Genomic DNA, 20,143 nt, shown 5'->3' on the forward strand with positions numbered 1-20,143 from the left:
AATGCTGCCGTGAGAAATTCGGTTCATCACGTTAGTGTGAATGAATTTCATAACGTTATTAATCGCTACAAGAAAATATCAGTCCTCATAAAGGACCAGCAGCTTATCCAGATGTTTGATCACCTGAAAACTAGATACGAACGAATTTGTGTTAGAAAGTATGAAGTATACACTTCAACCGTTAAACATTTGTTAGGATAAGCCCTCGACCGATTAGTATTGGTCAGCTCCGCACATTGCTGCGCTTCCACCTCCAACCTATCTACCTCGTAGTCTTCAAGGGGTCTTACTAATTGGGAAATCTCATCTTGAGGGGGGCTTCACGCTTAGATGCTTTCAGCGCTTATCCCGTCCGCACGTAGCTACCCAGCTATGCTCCTGGCGGAACAACTGGTACACCAGAGGTGCGTCCATCCCGGTCCTCTCGTACTAAGGACAGCTCCTCTCAAATTTCCTGCGCCCACGACAGATAGGGACCGAACTGTCTCACGACGTTCTGAACCCAGCTCGCGTACCGCTTTAATGGGCGAACAGCCCAACCCTTGGGACCTACTTCAGCCCCAGGATGCGATGAGCCGACATCGAGGTGCCAAACCTCCCCGTCGATGTGGACTCTTGGGGGAGATAAGCCTGTTATCCCCAGGGTAGCTTTTATCCGTTGAGCGATGGCCCTTCCATGCGGTACCACCGGATCACTAAGCCCGACTTTCGTCCCTGCTCGACTTGTAGGTCTCGCAGTCAAGCTCCCTTCTGCCTTTGCACTCTTCGAATGATTTCCAACCATTCTGAGGGAACCTTGGGGCGCCTCCGTTACTCTTTAGGAGGCGACCGCCCCAGTCAAACTGCCCACCAGACACTGTCCCCGAACCGGTTTACGGTCCTAGGTTAGAACCTAGATACGATCAGGGTGGTATCCCAACGATGCCTCCATAGAAGCTTGCGCTCCTATTTCTCAGGCTCCCACCTATCCTGTACAGATCGTACCCAAATCCAATATCAAGCTGCAGTAAAGCTCCATGGGGTCTTTCCGTCTTGTCGCGGGTAACCTGCATCTTCACAGGTATTAAAATTTCACCGGATCTCTCGTTGAGACAGCGCCCAAATCGTTACGCCATTCGTGCGGGTCAGAATTTACCTGACAAGGAATTTCGCTACCTTAGGACCGTTATAGTTACGGCCGCCGTTTACTGGGGCTTCGGTTCATAGCTTCGGGTTACCCCTAACCACTCCCCTTAACCTTCCAGCACCGGGCAGGCGTCAGCCCGTATACTTCGCCTTACGGCTTCGCACAGACCTGTGTTTTTGCTAAACAGTCGCTTGGGCCTTTTCACTGCGGCCCCCTCGTGCTATTCACACTACCGGGGCACCCCTTCTCCCGAAGTTACGGGGTCATTTTGCCGAGTTCCTTAACGAGAGTTCTTCCGCGCGCCTTAGAATACTCTTCTCGCCTACCTGTGTCGGTTTGCGGTACGGGCACCTTCTCCTGGTTAGAGGCTTTTCTTGGCAGTGTGAGATCATGACCTTCGCTACTATAATTTTCGCTCCCCATCACAGCCTAGCCTTATAGTGTGCGGATTTGCCTACACACAAGCCTCACTGCTTAGACGGACTATTCCATCAGTCCGCGTCACTACCCTACTGCGTCACCCCATTACTCATAACGGATTACGGTGGTACAGGAATTTCAACCTGTTGTCCATCCACTACGCCTTTCGGCCTCGCGTTAGGTCCCGACTTACCCTGAGAGGACGAGCCTTCCTCAGGAAACCTTGGGCTTTCGGCGGATCAGATTCTCACTGATCTTTTCGTTACTTATACCGGCATTCTCACTTGTATAGTGTCCAGCGCTCCTCACGGTACACCTTCAACCTCTATACAACGCTCCCCTACCCCTGATACTAATGTATCAAGCCATAGCTTCGGTGGTGTGTTTAGCCCCGTTACATTTTCGGCGCAGAGTCACTCGACCAGTGAGCTATTACGCACTCTTTCAATGATGGCTGCTTCTAAGCCAACATCCTGGTTGTCTGTGCAACTCCACATCCTTTTCCACTCAACACACACTTGGGGACCTTAGCTGATGGTCTGGGCTGTTTCCCTTTCGACAATGGATCTTAGCACTCACTGTCTGACTCCCGGATATAAGTACATGGCATTCGGAGTTTGACTGAGCTTGGTAACCCTTGCGGGCCCCGCACCCAATCAGTGCTCTACCTCCACGACTCTTCATTCCGAGGCTAGCCCTAAAGCTATTTCGGGGAGAACCAGCTATCTCCGAGTTCGATTGGAATTTCTCCGCTACCCCCACCTCATCCCCGCATTTTTCAACATGCGTGGGTTCGGGCCTCCAGTGCGTGTTACCGCACCTTCACCCTGGACAGGGGTAGATCACTCGGTTTCGGGTCTACGTCCACGTACTAAAATTCGCCCTATTCAGACTCGCTTTCGCTGCGGCTCCGCCTTCTCAGCTTAACCTTGCACGGGAACGTAACTCGCCGGTTCATTCTACAAAAGGCACGCCATCACCCATAGAACGGGCTCTGACTTTTTGTAAGCACACGGTTTCAGGTTCTATTTCACTCCCCTTCCGGGGTGCTTTTCACCTTTCCCTCACGGTACTGTTTCACTATCGGTCACTAGGGAGTATTTAGCCTTAGCAGATGGTCCTGCTGGATTCATACGGGGTTTCACGTGCCCCGCACTACTCGGGATACGTCTCGGAGAGAATATACTTTCAGCTACAGGGCTTTTACCTTCTATGCCGGGCCTTTCCAGACCTCTTCGCTTAATATATTCCTTTGTAACTCCGTGTGAGACGTCCCACAACCCCAAGGAGCAAGCTCCTTGGTTTGGGCTAATCCGCGTTCGCTCGCCGCTACTGACGGAATCACTATTGTTTTCTCTTCCTCAGGGTACTTAGATGTTTCAGTTCCCCTGGTCTGTCTCTACCTACCCTATGTATTCAGGTAAGAGTGACTGCGTATTAACACAGCCGGGTTTCCCCATTCGGACACCCCCGGATCAAAGCTTGCTTACAGCTCCCCGAGGCAGTTTCGTTGTTCGCCACGTCCTTCATCGACTCCTAGTGCCTAGGCATCCTCCGTGTGCTCTTAGTAGCTTAACCGCGTTGCTCATTTGTTGCACTGCTCGCTCTGTTGTCCGCTTATTTCCCCCGTAAACGGTTGAAACAAACTTCCAAAGGATCGATCATCACATCAAATTCGCACGTACATGTTAGCTTGTACTCGATAAATCGAATACTCGCTGCTACTTTTACACTTTGTTTCGTTAACAAGTTAACAAAACGTACATATAAAAGAATGTTCATTCTAACTTACAAATTCGTTCGTTATCTAGTTTTCAAGGATCAAAGTCATTTCTACAAGAGAAATAACGGTTTGAAAGATTGCTCTTTCAAAACTGACAACGAGTGAGTGTGCGACTTTACATTGTAAAGTCTTACGGTGACCGTAGTCACCGTGTTCGAATGTTTCCGTCTCAGGAAACGATTCTCCATAGAAAGGAGGTGATCCAGCCGCACCTTCCGATACGGCTACCTTGTTACGACTTCACCCCAATCATCTACCCCACCTTCGGCGGCTGGCTCCCTTGCGGGTTACCCCACCGACTTCGGGTGTTGTAAACTCTCGTGGTGTGACGGGCGGTGTGTACAAGACCCGGGAACGTATTCACCGCGGCATGCTGATCCGCGATTACTAGCAATTCCGACTTCATGCAGGCGGGTTGCAGCCTGCAATCCGAACTGAGACCGGCTTTGTTGGGATTGGCTCCATCTCGCGATTTCGCAGCCCGTTGTACCGGCCATTGTAGTACGTGTGTAGCCCAGGTCATAAGGGGCATGATGATTTGACGTCATCCCCACCTTCCTCCGGTTTGTCACCGGCAGTCTATCTAGAGTGCCCACCATAATGTGCTGGCAACTAAATATAAGGGTTGCGCTCGTTGCGGGACTTAACCCAACATCTCACGACACGAGCTGACGACAACCATGCACCACCTGTCTCCTCTGTCCCGAAGGCCGCTACTATCTCTAGTAGATTCAGAGGGATGTCAAGACCTGGTAAGGTTCTTCGCGTTGCTTCGAATTAAACCACATACTCCACTGCTTGTGCGGGTCCCCGTCAATTCCTTTGAGTTTCAGTCTTGCGACCGTACTCCCCAGGCGGAGTGCTTAATGTGTTAACTTCGGCACCAAGGGTATCGAAACCCCTAACACCTAGCACTCATCGTTTACGGCGTGGACTACCAGGGTATCTAATCCTGTTTGCTACCCACGCTTTCGCGCCTCAGCGTCAGTTACAGCCCAGAGAGTCGCCTTCGCCACTGGTGTTCCTCCACATATCTACGCATTTCACCGCTACACGTGGAATTCCACTCTCCTCTTCTGTACTCAAGTCACCCAGTTTTCAGTGCGACCCAGGGTTGAGCCCTGGAATTAAACACCAAACTTAAATGACCGCCTGCGCGCGCTTTACGCCCAATAATTCCGGACAACGCTTGCCCCCTACGTATTACCGCGGCTGCTGGCACGTAGTTAGCCGGGGCTTTCTTCTCAGGTACCGTCACCTTGAGAGCAGTTACTCTCCCAAGTGTTCTTCCCTGGCAACAGAGCTTTACGATCCGAAAACCTTCATCACTCACGCGGCGTTGCTCCGTCAGACTTTCGTCCATTGCGGAAGATTCCCTACTGCTGCCTCCCGTAGGAGTCTGGGCCGTGTCTCAGTCCCAGTGTGGCCGTTCACCCTCTCAGGTCGGCTACGCATCGTCGCCTTGGTGAGCCATTACCTCACCAACTAGCTAATGCGCCGCAGGTCCATCTATAAGTGGCAGATTACTCCGCCTTTCAGTATCTCTTCATGTGAAGAAATAAGTTATCCGGTATTAGCTACCGTTTCCGATAGTTATCCCAGTCTTACAGGCAGGTTACCTACGTGTTACTCACCCGTCCGCCGCTGAGATTTTAGAAGTGCAAGCACTTCTAAAATCTCCGCTCGACTTGCATGTATTAGGCACGCCGCCAGCGTTCGTCCTGAGCCAGGATCAAACTCTCCAATAGAGATTGATTTCAAATCAGCTTTGCAGTGATTTGGAACCAATCATGAAAAGAGCGATTATGCTCATTTTGAAACATACTGACGAGAATTACTCATTCTCAATCCAAATGATTTCTCATTTGTTTGTTCTCACTTTCGTGAAAACCACTCACTCGTTGTTCAGTTTTCAAAGATCAATTTCTCTTTCGTTAATCACCAGTGTGTCTCGGTGACAACTTTTATATCATATCATGTGATGTTTGATAACGCAAGCTTTATTTTCGTTTTCTTTCGTCCAAACATTTGCTTGCCGATTCATTTAAATACTGATTGAATGACCGGAATAAGAATATACCATTTCTAGTTCCGCCTTAGCAAGTTGTAATTACTGACAAATGCTCTCCCTCCTAAATTATCTCTCTTCAATAAAGATTTCTCCTCCTAATGTATATAGGTAGAATTATCTCAAGAATGTGTTTCTTCAATAGAGAGAGGTTTCACCCTTACTAAATAAGTTGTTAAGGTACTATTTTTAAGCGCAAGGGCAATACTGTTTCTCTAGACCCACACACTACGTATCCAGTATGATCTAGAGACTATAAAATTCGGAGGTATCGGAAATTGGATGCTTACAGCGAAATTAAAGAAGGAGAAAAAGGCGCATGGGTAAGTATTATTGCTTATGTATGTCTCTCCGTTCTTAAATTACTTATTGGTCTTTCTTCTGGATCAGCAGCACTACTTGCTGATGGACTTAATAATACAACAGATATCATTGCCTCATTCGCCGTTCTTATCGGACTAAAGATTTCCCGGAGACCACCCGATCATGACCACAAGTATGGACATTTCCGTGCTGAGACCGTGGCTGCATTGATAGCTTCCTTCATTATGATCGTTGTCGGAATTCAAGTATTAATTCAAGCCGTGCAGAAGTTCTTCCAACCAACTATAGGTACCCCCAGTATGATTGCTGCATGGACGGCCTTATTCAGTGCTCTAGTTATGCTATTGGTATACCGATACAATATTCGCCTTGCTAGAAGAATTAATAGTAACGCGATTAATGCAGCAGCTCAAGATAACCGTTCGGATGCCTTTGTTAGTATTGGTGCATTTATAGGGATTGTCGGCTCTCAATTTGGCTTACCTTGGTTAGACCCTTTAGCTGCAACTCTTGTAGGGATCATTATTTGTAAAACAGCCTGGGATATTTTTAGAGATGCTACTCACGCCTTAACCGATGGATTTGATGAAACAGAACTTGATAAAATAAAAGAAACGATCGCTGGCACTTCAGGTGTGGAGTCCATTAAAGATATCAAAGCACGAACCCTTGGAAATAATATATTAGTCGATGTTACTATTGAGGTAGATGGTCACTTAAATGTCGTGGAAAGTCATGACATCTCCGAGGAAGTCGAGGATCGTATGATGATTGTGCATAAAATTTCACATGTAAATATTCATATTGAACCTACCGAAACAGAAGATTGATTTATCCGATCTTAAACCTATTTTAATGTAGCCCTAAGGTTAGATAGATATAATTACATTACACAACAAACCTTATACGATGTTGTTCACAAAAATCATATTCTGAAATACATATTTGGAAACGAGGTAAATAATGAAAAAAATCATTATAGTCGGCTCCTTTGTTATCGCTATAACGATCGGTGGAGCTTCCTGGAATAGTCAGGCAAGTGCAAATCCAGTCACAAAGTCGCTGAATGTTACGGCACCAGACAAAGATGACTTACTTCATGTTCTTAAACTTTCTTCTAATGATGAATTATATAATGCACTATATGATGGTAGTACACTAGCTGATCTTGCTCAGAATAATGATGTCGATGTCCAAAAGGTCATTAACTTACAAGTTTCGGAGTTAACATCACAATTGGATCTACGTTATGCTAGCGGAAGTCTAACTCTTCAACAATATGAAGAACAGAAATCGGAAGTTAGACATCTGATTACAAACAGTGTGCACGGTATTCAGTAAACATCTACTATGACAAAAGGCACTGCCCACAAGCTGGCAGTGCCTTTTGTTTCTTAAAGGGTAGTATTCGTCTCTGCAAGGAGAATTAGACGGACACCTTTGATCTTTCCACTAGACTTACTTACGCCCGTAATCGGCCTTGATCTCTCCCCATTCTTTCGTCTCCCACTTGCGCACCTGATTATCGTATTGGTTAGTTTCCAGCCAATGTAACGCTCTATCCACCAAACTCCATACTTCCTTAGTCGATTCATCACGCTCTAAAGTTGTCGCAACTCGCTTTTCTCTCACCCATTTCAAAGCTGTTCTTGAGTCGCTGTAAACGGTCTTTGTACTTCCCTCTTTTTTCAAATACGCTAAAGAATGGACGATAGCTAAGAACTCCCCGAGATTATTCGTACCTTTGGGAATAGGTCCCTGTGCGAATATAACCTCTCCAGTCTGCGTATCCACACCTCTATACTCAATAGGACCCGGATTCCCTCTAGTTCCAACATCAACTGAGATGCTATTATAATCAATTGCTTCTATTGAAGCTTTCGACTTTGGAGAGGGCGATTTATTTGATTGATATGTCCCAGACAGAGCTTTACCTTCAGGCTTCTTCTTGCCCCAATGCTGTTTCCAACCATCACGGTAAGCTTGCTCTGCCTCTGCTTGAGAGTCATATGACTTAAATTTAGCATCTTTGAATTGGGCTACTTGCGACTGACATTCAGGCCACTTCGTGTAGATGCCGGGCGTATTCCCAACCCATACTACATAATACTTCTGCTTTGCCACGATATTCATCCCTTCAACATTCAAACCTTCAACTTCTCCATTATCCTAACTTACATCCATACTTATTGACGACTATTAAAAAGCTCCACTATCGATCACAATCGCACGGCTTTCTTCGTCGTAAGCTAACAATAATGAGTCCACTTTTCTTAAATGTGATATTTCTACATACATTGATCCATGAAGGAGCAGTATATCCTGATCTGTATTAAGCTTCAAGTCAAGGTTCCAATCATCCTTGGCGACCCGCACTTCCTTACTTACTTCGAACCACTTCACTTGTGCTCCCAAAGAATCAAACATAGTCCTCACCGGAATGTATATTCCGTCCACATTCTGAAACGGCTTCGTTGTAGGCGGAAACAATATCTGCCGCCCATCCAGCCATACTTGCATATCATCACCTGTTGGAGACAACTCGGTTGCATCGAGCAAATCCTCTTCACTGCGCACCGATTGTAATGCTTTAGGATTAACATTCAATATTTTCACACTATTATTCATTGTATCCGACACATATAGCTTCCCTGCTACAAATGCTAGCGCAGAAGGTTGATTGAACATCGCTTCCTCCACAGCACCAGTCCCATTACCTGGCTTACTCTGTCCGGCAATGTTGAGAACTCTGCCATCAGGCTGCACAGCACGAACCCGATGATTTAGACTATCCGCAATGAACAGTACGCCGTCCTTGTAAGCAAGACCACGAGGTCGATTAAATAGAGCTTCTGCTTTCTCTCCATTTCGATATCCACCCGCCATATATCCCGTTATCGGATCAACTTCCGTCAATTTACCCGCAAATGTCTCCACTGTGTCCCCGTCAATTAGGCGAATTAATTGGTTGCCGCTATCTGCTATATACAGTTTCCCTTTTTCATCAAAAACAAGTCCCATAGGTTCATTAAACCGTGCTCCCGCAAGTAGTCCATCTTGATAGCCACCTGTTTGTCCAGTAACTCCTGCGTAAGTTGTGACTATACCCTCCGGTGTAATTTTACGAATGACATGGTTAAGCGTATCCGCTACATACAGATTATCTTTAGCGTCGACACTCAATCCTCCGGGCGCATTAAACTGCGCCTCTCCCAGCTTGCCATCCTTATAACCAGCGGTCCCATTTCCAGCCAACGTATATACTTTGCCATCTTTCACTTTGCGAATCACATGGTTATCCGTATCACTGACATAGATCGTACCCTTACTATCAACTACCGTGAACGTGGGTTGACTAAAAGCGGCTTTAGAAGCTATTCCATCGAAATAACCACTTTGATCCTGTCCTGCTATAGAGACCAACTTCCCATTGGTCCATTTACTTACTTGCCCACTTCCAGACTGAACAATAATGATGCTGTCATCAGAGGCGGCAGTTATCCCCCAGGGTTGGTTGACGTTCTGAGCTGCATATGCGACAGCGTTACCTTTGGCGTTCACTGTTGTAACACTATCATTAGTAGTCTTCGATGTTACTGACACTTGCGCGTCTACCACTGACTCTGTCGTAATAAATGCCGATGCAAGAAGTACGAATGCACATGTTATAGATATATAATGTTTCTTCATCTGTTAACCTCCTCTTTGGGCGTTATATTGTAATGTATCTGTATTTGAAGTTTACCCCCTAGTAATAAAGACCATAATTCTTTCCACTTCAACCCCACTATCATCCAGCAATGGAATGAAAAGATAATATGGACCTGGATCCAATCCATCTAGTAAATAATCCGAGAGCTTAAACACAAATGTTGTCGTACTCGTTGGGTTTATCTCATAATCATAACCAGCCCCTCCACCCTCACCTCTTACAAGAGTAGTAGTAACTTGGGTAACTTCATTGAATAACTGGAAATCTCCAACTGCATAACCTAGTGTATAAAGGGTAACTTCACTTTGGTCCGCTAAGCCATTAGCATCTACGCTGATCTCATCTGGGTCTACTCCTGGCTCGAACATCCATTCAAACAGGTCCACAGCATCCGTTTGTATATTACCATAATCGGCATTCATCAATGTGTCAGCTTCAATCTCTATCATGACAACAGATCTAATCTCAATATCACTTTCCAATGTGATCGTCAACATTCTCCCATGAGTAGTGATATCTACTACTGGATTAGGAAGGGAACTTCCACCTAGCACAGTAACTATAACCCCTTGCTTATCCGGAGCTCCGATAGCATCATTGAACGCAATATTCGTACTGAATGGCAGACTAAAACTCTTAGCACTCTTGATATAAGAATACTTGTTGTCAGAAAAGTCCATCGACTCAAACTCAGGAATTCCCACCACTGGATCCGGGATTGGATCTGGTGTCGGATCTGGCGTTGGGTCTGGTGTTGGATCTGGTGTTGGATCTGGCGTTGGATCTACCGGGTCCGGCGGATTCGGTGTCGGATCTGGCGTTGGGGTCGGACTTGGTGTTGAACCTCCACCTGCACCATCCCCCGCAGATGCTTCATTATAAATAATGGTCGGTCGCACCGCAGGTTCTGAATTATTAGCCGCATCAATAGCGGCTTGCTGTTGTTTCTTTTCAATTAGCTGCTTCAATGTATTCTTCAGGTCTTCTTTACCATCATTCATCTGTTGAAGTTCTTCCAAATACTTCTCAAGCACAAACAACGGTAAATCATTTAGATCAAGTGGTTCTTTCTCGCCTGCTCCGTCTTTATTCAGAAGAAGCTGTTCGTCCGGAAGTATCTGTGGCCCCGGACTTCCATCCGCATGAGTAAGGGCGACAATTCCCTCAAGCACAGCAACATAACTCTCTCCGCCTACGTATCCTACGACGAATTGCGTACCCATCACACCCATGATCGCGGTAGGTGTCTCAATCTCAAAGCGAGAATCCCCTTGTAGCTTCTTCTTCACTGTAATGATGACTTGTCCATTATGTAGTTTTAAACTCGTTTTGCCCTCAAGCGCTTTGGCGCTCTTGACCAACTGGCTTATCGTAAGTGTCGTTTCAGGGCCAATCGTGACCTCTTTATCATTATCAAGATCCATACTCACTTTACCGTTAGCTCCAGTAACAATAGTATCTCCTTGCGTAATAGCCATCCCTTTAAATGCGTTGAACTTCTTCGTCCCACCGCTCTTCTTTACCTCAGCCTTGCCGGTAACCGTTGTTATTTTCCCAGCCTTGTCCGAGTCCTTTGCAGCAGCAACAGAAGGTAATGCCGTAACAACTACTAATATCATCGTTAACAACAGCTTTATAAGCTTCATTTCAATCCCTCCAATGCATATATGGATATTCCTTGTTCCTTGCCTTTCACTTTAATTTCTCCTAGGGAAGTGGCTGTAACCTTCTCTTGTACCGCTTCGTAGGTGGCCTCACTTATAATAATCTGCCCTGGCTTCGCATAACTCTCTAAACGAGCCGCCGTATTGACCGTATCTCCGATCGCAGTATAGTCCATTCTAGTTTTTGACCCAATATTACCAAATACGGCTGGACCCGTATGTATGCCTATCCCGAACTTAACCCCAAATCCAAACCGCGCGATCAACTTCTCTTCGACTGCCACAGAGCCTTCCTTCATCGCCCAAGCAGCCTGCACGGCTTTCATGGGGTGATCTTCTAGCATTAACGGAGCATTAAATATAGCCATCGTCGCATCCCCAATAAATTTATCCAAAGTCCCATCATACTGAAAAATACAATTCGCCGTCAGATCGAGATACTCATTCAGAATTTCGACAATCTCCTCTGGCTCCGTTATTTCAGATAGTGTCGTAAACCCACGAATATCTACAAATAGAATGGTCAGTTCACGGCGACTTCCGCCCAGCTTCAAGCCCTCATCCCCACTTTTCAATATTTGATTAACGACCTGTGGGGCAACATATCGACCGAAAATATCCGTAACCCTGCGCTTCTCCAACAATTCCTGAACATATCGAAAACAAATGACGACAATACAACTAACGATTAGAAAAGGTATGACATATCCTAGTGAAATAATCGTCCCTTTACCGTATATATAGCTACCTCCCATCATAAAAACCCCGATAATGGAAGCCACAGCAAGAAAAGAGTATAACAACTTCAATCTACGGAACAAATAATAGGCAATCACCGCAGTAACTAGTAATATGGCTACATTCCATTTCCAATCTAGCACTTTTTTGAAATCACCATCTAGTAGTTCCTGCACAATATTAGCATGGATCTCTACACCATATGATGTACCCTTTCCACTAAGTGGTGTTAGATAATCATCCTTAAATCCTACAGCATAAGGACCAATCAGAACAATTCTATTCTCAAAATATTCAGCCGGAACCTCTCCACTAAGCACCGCAGAATAAGGAATCGCCTCATACTCCTGCGGAGCATCTGAATACGAAATGTGGAATCTACCAAAGTCATCTAGCGGAAGCTTCTCCGGGTTCGCACTCTCACCCGTACCTTCCATGTACATTTGATAAACAGACCACGCAAAGCTTGGGATAGATTGTCCATCATAATTGAAGCTGTATAGTGACTTACGTACAACGTGATCTCGGTCAGGCATCGTATTAATATGAGCTACAGCCCCTGCCGCTTCCTTCAGTTCAGGGTAAGGCTCAGATAGACCCAATGCTTCGATATCCCCTGGCTTAGCAGACGGAGCAAAGGTTCCATATGCAGGCAGAATAACATTCCCGGCACGGGATACTGCATCCTCGAATGCATGGTCTGACTCTATATCATCTGAACGCGTAGGGAATGTGACGTCAAAAGCAATGACAGCAGGATTGCCCTGCGTAAGTGTATCTATTAACCCTGCATGGATACTCCTACTCCACGGCCAGCTCCCGAGATCTTCAAGACTCTGGTCATCGATCGCGATAATGGCAATTCGAGTATCCACAGCGCTTTCATGCTGCATCACCCGGTCCTCAAAGAAGTTATCAACCGAGTCGAGGGCTCCTCTGTACATTAGGATACAGACAAGGGCTGTAAGTAAAGCCATCGCATGTACGAGCTTTAGCTTCAATCCGAATAGCACCTCCATCTATATTATTCCAACTCACACTCTTTAAAATTGTATTATTCTCTGCAATGAGACAGACGGTCAACATTCTTCGTTCGCTAACAGAACATGTCGTCTTTTCGACTTATTATTTACCATTATATACGAAGAATCTAGCAAATCAGCATATTATCTCAAACTATTAATTTATTTTGTCGCATATTATTTCCCAGGCTATGTTTACCTTTATATCACATAACTATTGGAGCTAGATTCATCTTTTAGCGGAAAGTAAATATCAACGGTTGTCCCGACACCTACATCACTCGTTATATCCAAATGACCTCCATGTGACGTCAGTATTTTGTAGACAATTGTCATGCCGAGACCATTTCCATCTTGTTTGGTTGTGTGAAACGGTTCCCCTATCTTCTGTAATACTTCATCTGTCATGCCTTCTCCATTGTCACGGATTCGGACCCTTTGGAAATCTCCTTCAATCTCTAACGAGATCCGGATCTCACCTCCACAAGGTAAAGCCTCCTTAGCATTGCTCAAAATGTTCAGAAACACCTGTTTAATCTGGTTCCGATCACATTGGATTTGGATATCTTGAATGATCTCATACACAATCGAGATATCATTCATACCCGCTTGAATATTAAATATACTCAACACTTCTTCTAGTATCGTATGACAATAATCTGCTTGAAATTGGACCATTTGCGGTTTACCCAAAATCATGAAGTCTCTTGTAATTAAATTCATTCTCTCAAGCTCAGACATGATAAGGTCATAATGAAGTAGCTTTGAATCCTTACCTGATATCTGAATCAATCCCTTGACCGTTGCAAGGGGATTTCTAATCTCATGGGCAATGCTTACCGCCACTTCACCAGCAAAGATTAACTTTTCTGTATTTCGTAACATTTCCTCTGTCTTTTTCATCTCGGTAATATTGTGAAAGCTCCCAACCACGCGTATTAACGTTTGTATGCAATCATAAATAGGAACCACATCTAATATATAGTATTGAATCGAACCTTGTACTTGCAGAGATAGTTCCATTCCAACACATGCCTTATGTTCGTCTATGACACGATGGAAATACTGCCCAATAGCAATCATATCAAACACAGAAGAATGGATGAATTCTCTCTTATCTCTATCCTCCAATTGCAGAATAGTTAGACACTTTTCATTTATTTCTATAATCCTCCCAAGTGCATCCGTAACGATTAAACCGTAATAATTCGTTTCCAACAATGCTTGGTTCAATATATGCTGTTGATTATTCTGTTTCTGCAACATCATCTCACGCTCGACGGAATCAGTCACTGCACTTAGCAATGCTAGAAAATGTGGATGAGCAAATTCTATATCTGTCATTAAATTCAATGTTCCAATGATCCGTCTTTCTCCATCACTGTGAATTGGCGCTGAATAACAAGCCGAGCGCTGTAGCATAGTATGGAAATGATCCTCGCCTAATAACTGAATCGGCTGTTTGTATCGAAGACTTAATTCAATGGAGCTCGTTCCCACTTCTTCGCTAAATTGTACTCCTTCGATAACCCCTGATCCTTGTACTCTTGCTATGGAGGCAGGGTCCCCCTTAAATGTTAATATGTATCCTTCATTGTCGGTAACTAGAATAAGTATCGGATCCCCTTGCATTGTAGAAAGTAACTTGTTCACAAATATGCTTATGATATCCAAGAGTTCGCTATACTTGTGCAATTGCGCCTTTAACTCCACCTCCGAGAAACGTGTGTGAAACACGGGCGGCAAATTCGGATCGATCCCTGATTGTATACATTGTTGCTTCGATTCCCAGATCATCGTCTCATCCTTTATTTTATCGTTTTCAAGAGACCGATAGTCAGCCCCTGTCGTACTTCGCATGACAATCCATCAAACATGACTATAAATTGAATACTATCCATTATTCTACTCTGAAAGTTTCCTTTTCTCTATCTCATTTTCAGCAAGTAGTTACATTTAATACCATAAAAATACGTATTTTATTCAAAAATAAAACAACTGTGAGAATATATCACCCATTCTGCTATTCCAGCATGCGTTTTAGATATTCCGATAGACTACATTGACACGCATAGTAATCTGCGATACATTGTAATCTAGAGGTGAGAAATGTGACCAGCAGCAATATTAGTCCCGAATTAATCCGTGGACATGTAGATACCATCATTCTTCGTGTTCTCAGCGAGAGCGATAACTATGGATATGAAATAATAAAGGCAATCGCCAAATATAGTCAGGGTCATTATGAATTGAAAGAACCCTCGCTTTACAGCAGCTTAAAGAGACTTGAAACACAGAAACTAATCGCTTCCTATTGGGGTGATGAGAGTCAAGGAGGCAGACGTAAATACTATACGGTGACCCCATTGGGCATTGAAACGTATGAAGCCAATGTTGCAGCTTGGAAGATTGCCAAAGATTTAATTGACCAGCTTATAGAATAATAGGAGGAACCCTTATGAATCGGTTACAGCAACACGTCGAACATTTATTCTCAGGATACAAACAAAACAAACAAACTAAAGAGTTGAAATATGAGATTGTATCGAACCTCGAAGCTAAAGTATCAGATTTAACAGAAAGCGGAATGGCCATGGACCAAGCCATTAGCATTGCTATAGATCATATGGATTCCATCGACGGTTTAATTGATGGTAATCCACAAGTATATATCCACCGATTTCAGATGGAGCTCGTACAGATCTCTTTAATGTATACTCTACTCGCGTGGATATTGACTATACCACTTGGAATCTTAGGTACAACAAGACCACTTAGCCTATTCCTATTCATGATCGTTATTATACTAGGTGTCGTCTTCTTACTTTTAAATAGAAACAAGCGAGATCTTTGGCTCAACAAAATCTCTACTTTCCCTGTAGAATCGTTCTTACGATATAGAAGAATGGTATGGAACATTTGGGGGATTTTTATGGTGGTATCCATCACGACTACAACTGCACTTCGGTTCGGAAGCAATATTTGGTTTATGAGACCTATACACATCGATGGGCCCTATCAGTTTGCTGTCACAGCTATTCCATTTCTTTTACCTATGATCTCCATCATCATACCATTACTGTTCAATAGCGTTCTGGGGATTTTACATAAATATGAAGTAGGTGTCTCTTATGAAGACTAGGAACATCGTAATCATTTGCTTGTTGCTTGTCGGCGTGATTTCATTTGGAATCGTACAGGGGATTGTTATACCACAGCGTGCTGAGAATGCGAAAGAATATGCTGAAGATCAGCAAGACCCACTAACACATGATGTGACATCCATTTTGAAATATCGCAACAAGTATATGGGCAATGCTTCAAATAACATGAATCTGATCGGCTCATTACCCTTAAGTAATATAGACAAATCATTTCAACAGTTCCCTGACATATTCACTTTAGAAATCAATTTCAAAGAAGATTTCTCGAATATGAATAAAAAGTACCTAGAGACATCCTTAATATACAATGCTACCGCAGCATTTTCCTTAATCGATAACCTTGAAGCCATCCACTTTAATTTTGATGGGGTCTCTTATAAAGTTACGCGCAGTGCTGTTGCACAGTGGTATGGAGTGGATGACCTATCTACCCTAACCGATGAAGCGTCTTGGCGTGAGCTAGTTCAAAGCAAACTTACTGATGACCACTATGTGTCGGATTGTATGAATACGATATTTATCATCCCAAATTGAGAAAATAGGAGATCCTAATGCAGCCATTTACGCAACAAGTGATTGAAATTATACGAGCTATCCCCAAAGGTAAGGTTATGACATACGGCGGGATCGCCGCATCTGCCGGAAGTCCACGCGGTGCTAGACAGGTGGTCCGAATTCTACACGTAATGAGCGATAAGTATGATCTTCCATGGCATAGAGTGATCAACGTCAAGGGTGAAATAGCCATTCGTGATGATGAATCAAGCTTTCTTCAAAAGGCATTACTAGAGGAAGAAGGTATTGAACTAAACGGAAACGGACGGGTTGACCTATCCATCTATCGCTATGATGGATAGGCTTACCTAACACCCGAATCCACTTTCTATGAATATAAAATACATATTGCTATTCATGAAGAACGTATTATTACAGCTGCGGTGACCGTGAATATGCAGAACTTCCCCCCTCGCTAGCTTGTCAGTTATCCAACCATGATAAAAAATCCAGTGAGTCAAATCAAGGATTTAACTCACTGGCTTACATTTAATGTTTTAGATACTCAACTGTTTTGTGACAACTTACTTGGAAACTACCGTAGTACAAACCAATCAGGATAATACCTTTTCAGAAACTCCAATTTCACTTCGGTTTGAATGGATTCCCCACCCTCATGACCGTTAAAAGGATAGATCTCTATTTGTTTCTCTCCAACAATTCGGTTATACGTTGCAAAGTACATCTGAGCAGGACATACATCATCCTTCAAGCCTACGGAGGCAAGAACCCTGCACTTGATTCTATCAGCCATATTCATAGTGTCGAAATAGCTCAAATTATCTAGAACCAAATTCGTTTGACTCGGGTGTTTTTTAAGATATTCAGCGACACTTGAAAAGGCACCATGATATCCTTCAACACGACTTACTAGATTACTACTACTCGGTACGTCAACCAGGGCAAGTATAGGCCTGTCATCCAAGGCACAGACCGCCATTCCAAGTCCCCCTCCCTGACTTACTCCTTCTATTATAATTTTGGTAACATCGACTTCCTCTTGTTCACATGCGAAATCAATTGCCTTCAAGCAATCCATATACACAAAACGGTAATAATACTCGTCTTTATCGAGAACGCCCTTACTGGCAACATTGTGTGCAAACCCGTGATTAGAAGGTGCACGGTTACCCGTTATGCCTCCTTGATCACGGCAATCCACCGAAATAACCGCAATCCCCATACTAATCCAATGCATGAAATCCGATGGTTGTCCTCTATTTCCAGTAAAACCATGATAATGAATCAAGCATGGATACTTATCTTTCTTCACGAAGGTAGGAACAATATACCACCCATTAATTCTCGTATCATCCATCCCGTGATATGAAATAGAATATACCTTAACATGAGTACTCGGATAATCAACCAAGTTCCTTTCGGCATGGAGCGGAATAGACTTGGTTTCTTGGATCGTCTTTTCCCAAAATTCATCAAAGTCTTCTTTCTTCGTCAATGCGGGAAGGTAGTTATACAAATCCTTCGTTACATCTTCCATATAGCCCATAATTACCATATCCTCCTTCAAAAAAATGACCTCGCCGTATTAGCCGAGGCAGATGGGACTAGAATTGTTATATTTTAATAAATCCGCCCTCAAATGCAGTGAATTTCTTATAATCTTGGCTTAGATTTTCCCCGACAGGCTTCATCGTCGTTCTGTCCATATGACAAATACCGAATGTATCAATCCATCTGTTATGATTCACGTACCAATCATACATGATCCAGAAGTCAATTCCGACAATAAAGCCTTCTGGATTCAAGGTAGCTTCACCGTCATCCGAGATGACAGCCCGCTCCATTAATGCTTGAAGTGTTTCGCTGTATGTCTTGACTTGTTCTGCCGCCATGGAATCACCATCCGAGGACCAGTGACCGAATTCGGTATTCCAAACAGGCTTGTCCGGCCATAACTCATGCGCCTTCTGTAGAAAATCACGCGTACCATCATAGTACGTGCTACCGTGGAAAATCCCGAAGTACATCGTCCATCCCGCCAGGTCAAGCGGTTCCATGGAAGGATCGTGCGGACCTGGTTGATCTGCCGCAGCGCTCTGCGTAGTCAGACGGCCATCTGCGTAATTCTCCTTCAGGTCCTTCACAAGACGTTTATTATATTTAGTACGGAGCTCGACTTCAACAGACTCATTCTGCGTGCTCCACATAATAACCGATGGGCGGTTGAACTGGGAAAATATCATCTCACGCCACATTTGATCAGATAGTCGCTTCTCCTCCTGAATCTCGAAATGCTCGCGAGTAAACTGCCATAGCGGAATTTCACTAACTGTAGCAAGACCTAATCGATCCGTTAGTACCGCTGTGTACACATGATTCGGATAGTGTGCAGTCCGTACGAAGTTAACGTGCATCAATTGTCTCATTTGAACAAGATCATCACGTATTCTCTCCCAAGTTGCAGAACGTCCTGTATCAGGCCACTCTTCATGACGAGCAATTCCGCTCAGAAATATCGGTCGTTCATTCAAGAGGAGATTCGTTCCCTCAGTTGTAATCGTACGAATACCAAATTGCGTAGCGAACTGATCAAACGAGGTGAGATCACTGAGTTCTCCTCGTTTGGTAACGGTAAATTGCGCCACATACAACTCCGGCTTCCAAAATGCCCATAAGCGAGGCTGTAGAACTTGCACGACCGTTTCAACTGCTCTAGTCTCATAGGGTTCTAGTACAACTGACCATGATAGTTTGCCATCCCAATCTGTCCTAGACTCAATAATATCTGTAGCGAATGGAGAATTCATGAATCTTTCCCCTTCACTATTAACGTCGAAGAGTTCACCATCAATGATGGCTTCCATTGCAATAGGACCACGGTTCTCCAAGATGATGTTACATTTCACACGTCCCTCCACATCCAGTGGAACGATATCTACTCTAGTTATATGACAGTGGGATGTTCCAATGATATATAAATCATGGATCACGCCCGTGTAGTTAAAGAAATCTGTACCTGCCGTCGCAGGTATTATATCGGCACGACTACCCCATGGAGGATTATCTATACGAAGTACAATGGTATTAGGCTCACCAATCTTCACAAAGGGAGTCAAGTCTAATGCGAACGGTGTAAATCCACCTTCATGATATCCAACCCAATGTCCATTCATCCATACATCTGCTACATAGCTAATGGAGAGTGCATGCATTGTTACAGACTTATTCTCCCATTCAGACTCTAGATTGAACGTTCTACGATACCAAACACCATCCTCATACGTTTCACTAGAATTCGCTTCCTCCAAACCCCGAATCTCATTCTCAGGAGATGGGAGCTTTTGCGTCTGCCAATCTTCATCATTGAAATGAACCTCCGTCCGACCTCTAGCCTCGTCACGCAGGCGATCGAACCATTGATCATTGCGCTCCGATAAAGAGAATTGGTGATCGGCCGCGAATCTTTCTTTCTTCCATATGCCAGCTAAATTAAGCGTCAAACGCTTCTGTGCATCAAATGATGGTACCGGTATGCCATTCTGAAAAGGCACCGACAAGCCATCAATTTCACGTAATTCCATTGTGGTTTGAATCATCCTACTCACA

At 44.2% G+C, this 20,143-nt stretch carries 13 protein-coding genes and 2 rRNA genes; 6 read left to right on the top strand and 9 right to left on the bottom strand.

Features of this window, described 5'->3' with window-relative positions:
- Positions 1-193: 193 nt before the first annotated feature.
- Positions 194-3,124, bottom strand: a 23S ribosomal RNA gene (locus ACP8HI_RS20680).
- Between the two features lie 395 nt (positions 3,125-3,519).
- Positions 3,520-5,077, bottom strand: a 16S ribosomal RNA gene (locus ACP8HI_RS20685).
- Together the 16S and 23S rRNA genes form the textbook arrangement of a ribosomal RNA operon.
- A gap of 598 nt (positions 5,078-5,675) precedes the next feature.
- Here ACP8HI_RS20685 and ACP8HI_RS20690 point away from each other — a divergent pair.
- Positions 5,676-6,551, top strand: a complete 876-nt coding sequence (locus ACP8HI_RS20690) for a cation diffusion facilitator family transporter (RefSeq protein WP_438348036.1) — start codon at positions 5,676-5,678, stop codon at positions 6,549-6,551.
- A gap of 133 nt (positions 6,552-6,684) precedes the next feature.
- Positions 6,685-7,062: a hypothetical protein gene (locus ACP8HI_RS20695; protein WP_438348037.1), complete on the top strand. Its 378-nt coding sequence runs from the start codon at positions 6,685-6,687 to the stop codon at positions 7,060-7,062.
- A 117-nt stretch (positions 7,063-7,179) separates the two neighbouring features.
- On the opposite strand, the gene rnhA is transcribed toward ACP8HI_RS20695, so the two are convergent.
- The 5 genes from rnhA to ACP8HI_RS20720 form a co-directional block, all read right to left on the bottom strand.
- Positions 7,180-7,845, bottom strand: coding sequence for a ribonuclease H (rnhA, locus tag ACP8HI_RS20700; protein ID WP_438351926.1), 666 nt, complete (start codon positions 7,843-7,845; stop codon positions 7,180-7,182).
- Between the two features lie 75 nt (positions 7,846-7,920).
- Positions 7,921-9,411, bottom strand: a complete 1,491-nt coding sequence (locus ACP8HI_RS20705; protein WP_438348038.1) for a stalk domain-containing protein — start codon at positions 9,409-9,411, stop codon at positions 7,921-7,923.
- Between the two features lie 51 nt (positions 9,412-9,462).
- Positions 9,463-11,079, bottom strand: coding sequence for a FecR family protein (locus tag ACP8HI_RS20710; RefSeq protein ID WP_438348039.1), 1,617 nt, complete (start codon positions 11,077-11,079; stop codon positions 9,463-9,465).
- Positions 11,076-12,836, bottom strand: a complete 1,761-nt coding sequence (locus ACP8HI_RS20715; RefSeq protein ID WP_438348040.1) for a CHASE2 domain-containing protein — start codon at positions 12,834-12,836, stop codon at positions 11,076-11,078. The genes ACP8HI_RS20710 and ACP8HI_RS20715 overlap by 4 nt, the downstream gene beginning before the upstream one ends.
- A 222-nt stretch (positions 12,837-13,058) precedes the next feature.
- Entirely contained in the window at positions 13,059-14,717 is a 1,659-nt protein-coding gene (locus tag ACP8HI_RS20720; protein WP_438348041.1) for an ATP-binding protein, read from the bottom strand.
- Positions 14,718-14,968: 251 nt separating this feature from the next.
- Between ACP8HI_RS20720 and ACP8HI_RS20725 the strand changes: the two genes are divergently transcribed.
- From ACP8HI_RS20725 to ACP8HI_RS20740, 4 genes are read left to right on the top strand one after another with little or no spacing between them, the layout of a single operon-like run.
- Positions 14,969-15,301: a PadR family transcriptional regulator gene (locus tag ACP8HI_RS20725; RefSeq protein ID WP_438348042.1), complete on the top strand. Its 333-nt coding sequence runs from the start codon at positions 14,969-14,971 to the stop codon at positions 15,299-15,301.
- 14 nt (positions 15,302-15,315) lie between these two features.
- Complete coding sequence (locus tag ACP8HI_RS20730) at positions 15,316-15,999, top strand: permease prefix domain 1-containing protein (RefSeq protein ID WP_438348043.1); 684 nt, start codon at positions 15,316-15,318, stop codon at positions 15,997-15,999.
- Entirely contained in the window at positions 15,989-16,555 is a 567-nt protein-coding gene (locus ACP8HI_RS20735; RefSeq protein WP_438348044.1) for a DUF4825 domain-containing protein, read from the top strand. Before ACP8HI_RS20730 ends, ACP8HI_RS20735 begins: the two co-directional genes overlap by 11 nt.
- A gap of 17 nt (positions 16,556-16,572) precedes the next feature.
- Complete coding sequence (locus tag ACP8HI_RS20740) at positions 16,573-16,878, top strand: MGMT family protein (protein ID WP_438348045.1); 306 nt, start codon at positions 16,573-16,575, stop codon at positions 16,876-16,878.
- Positions 16,879-17,111: 233 nt separating this feature from the next.
- On the opposite strand, the gene ACP8HI_RS20745 is transcribed toward ACP8HI_RS20740, so the two are convergent.
- Together ACP8HI_RS20745 and ACP8HI_RS20750 are read right to left on the bottom strand one after the other, a co-directional pair.
- Positions 17,112-18,083 carry an acetylxylan esterase gene (locus ACP8HI_RS20745; protein WP_438348046.1) on the bottom strand — a complete coding sequence of 324 codons (972 nt, stop codon included), beginning with the start codon at positions 18,081-18,083 and terminating at the stop codon, positions 17,112-17,114.
- A gap of 67 nt (positions 18,084-18,150) precedes the next feature.
- Positions 18,151-20,133, bottom strand: a complete 1,983-nt coding sequence (locus ACP8HI_RS20750) for a glycoside hydrolase family 2 TIM barrel-domain containing protein (protein ID WP_438348047.1) — start codon at positions 20,131-20,133, stop codon at positions 18,151-18,153.
- Positions 20,134-20,143 lie beyond the last annotated feature (10 nt).

The sequence above is a fragment of the Paenibacillus sp. FA6 genome, from assembly GCF_051550225.1.
GTDB lineage: Bacteria > Bacillota > Bacilli > Paenibacillales > Paenibacillaceae > Paenibacillus_AQ.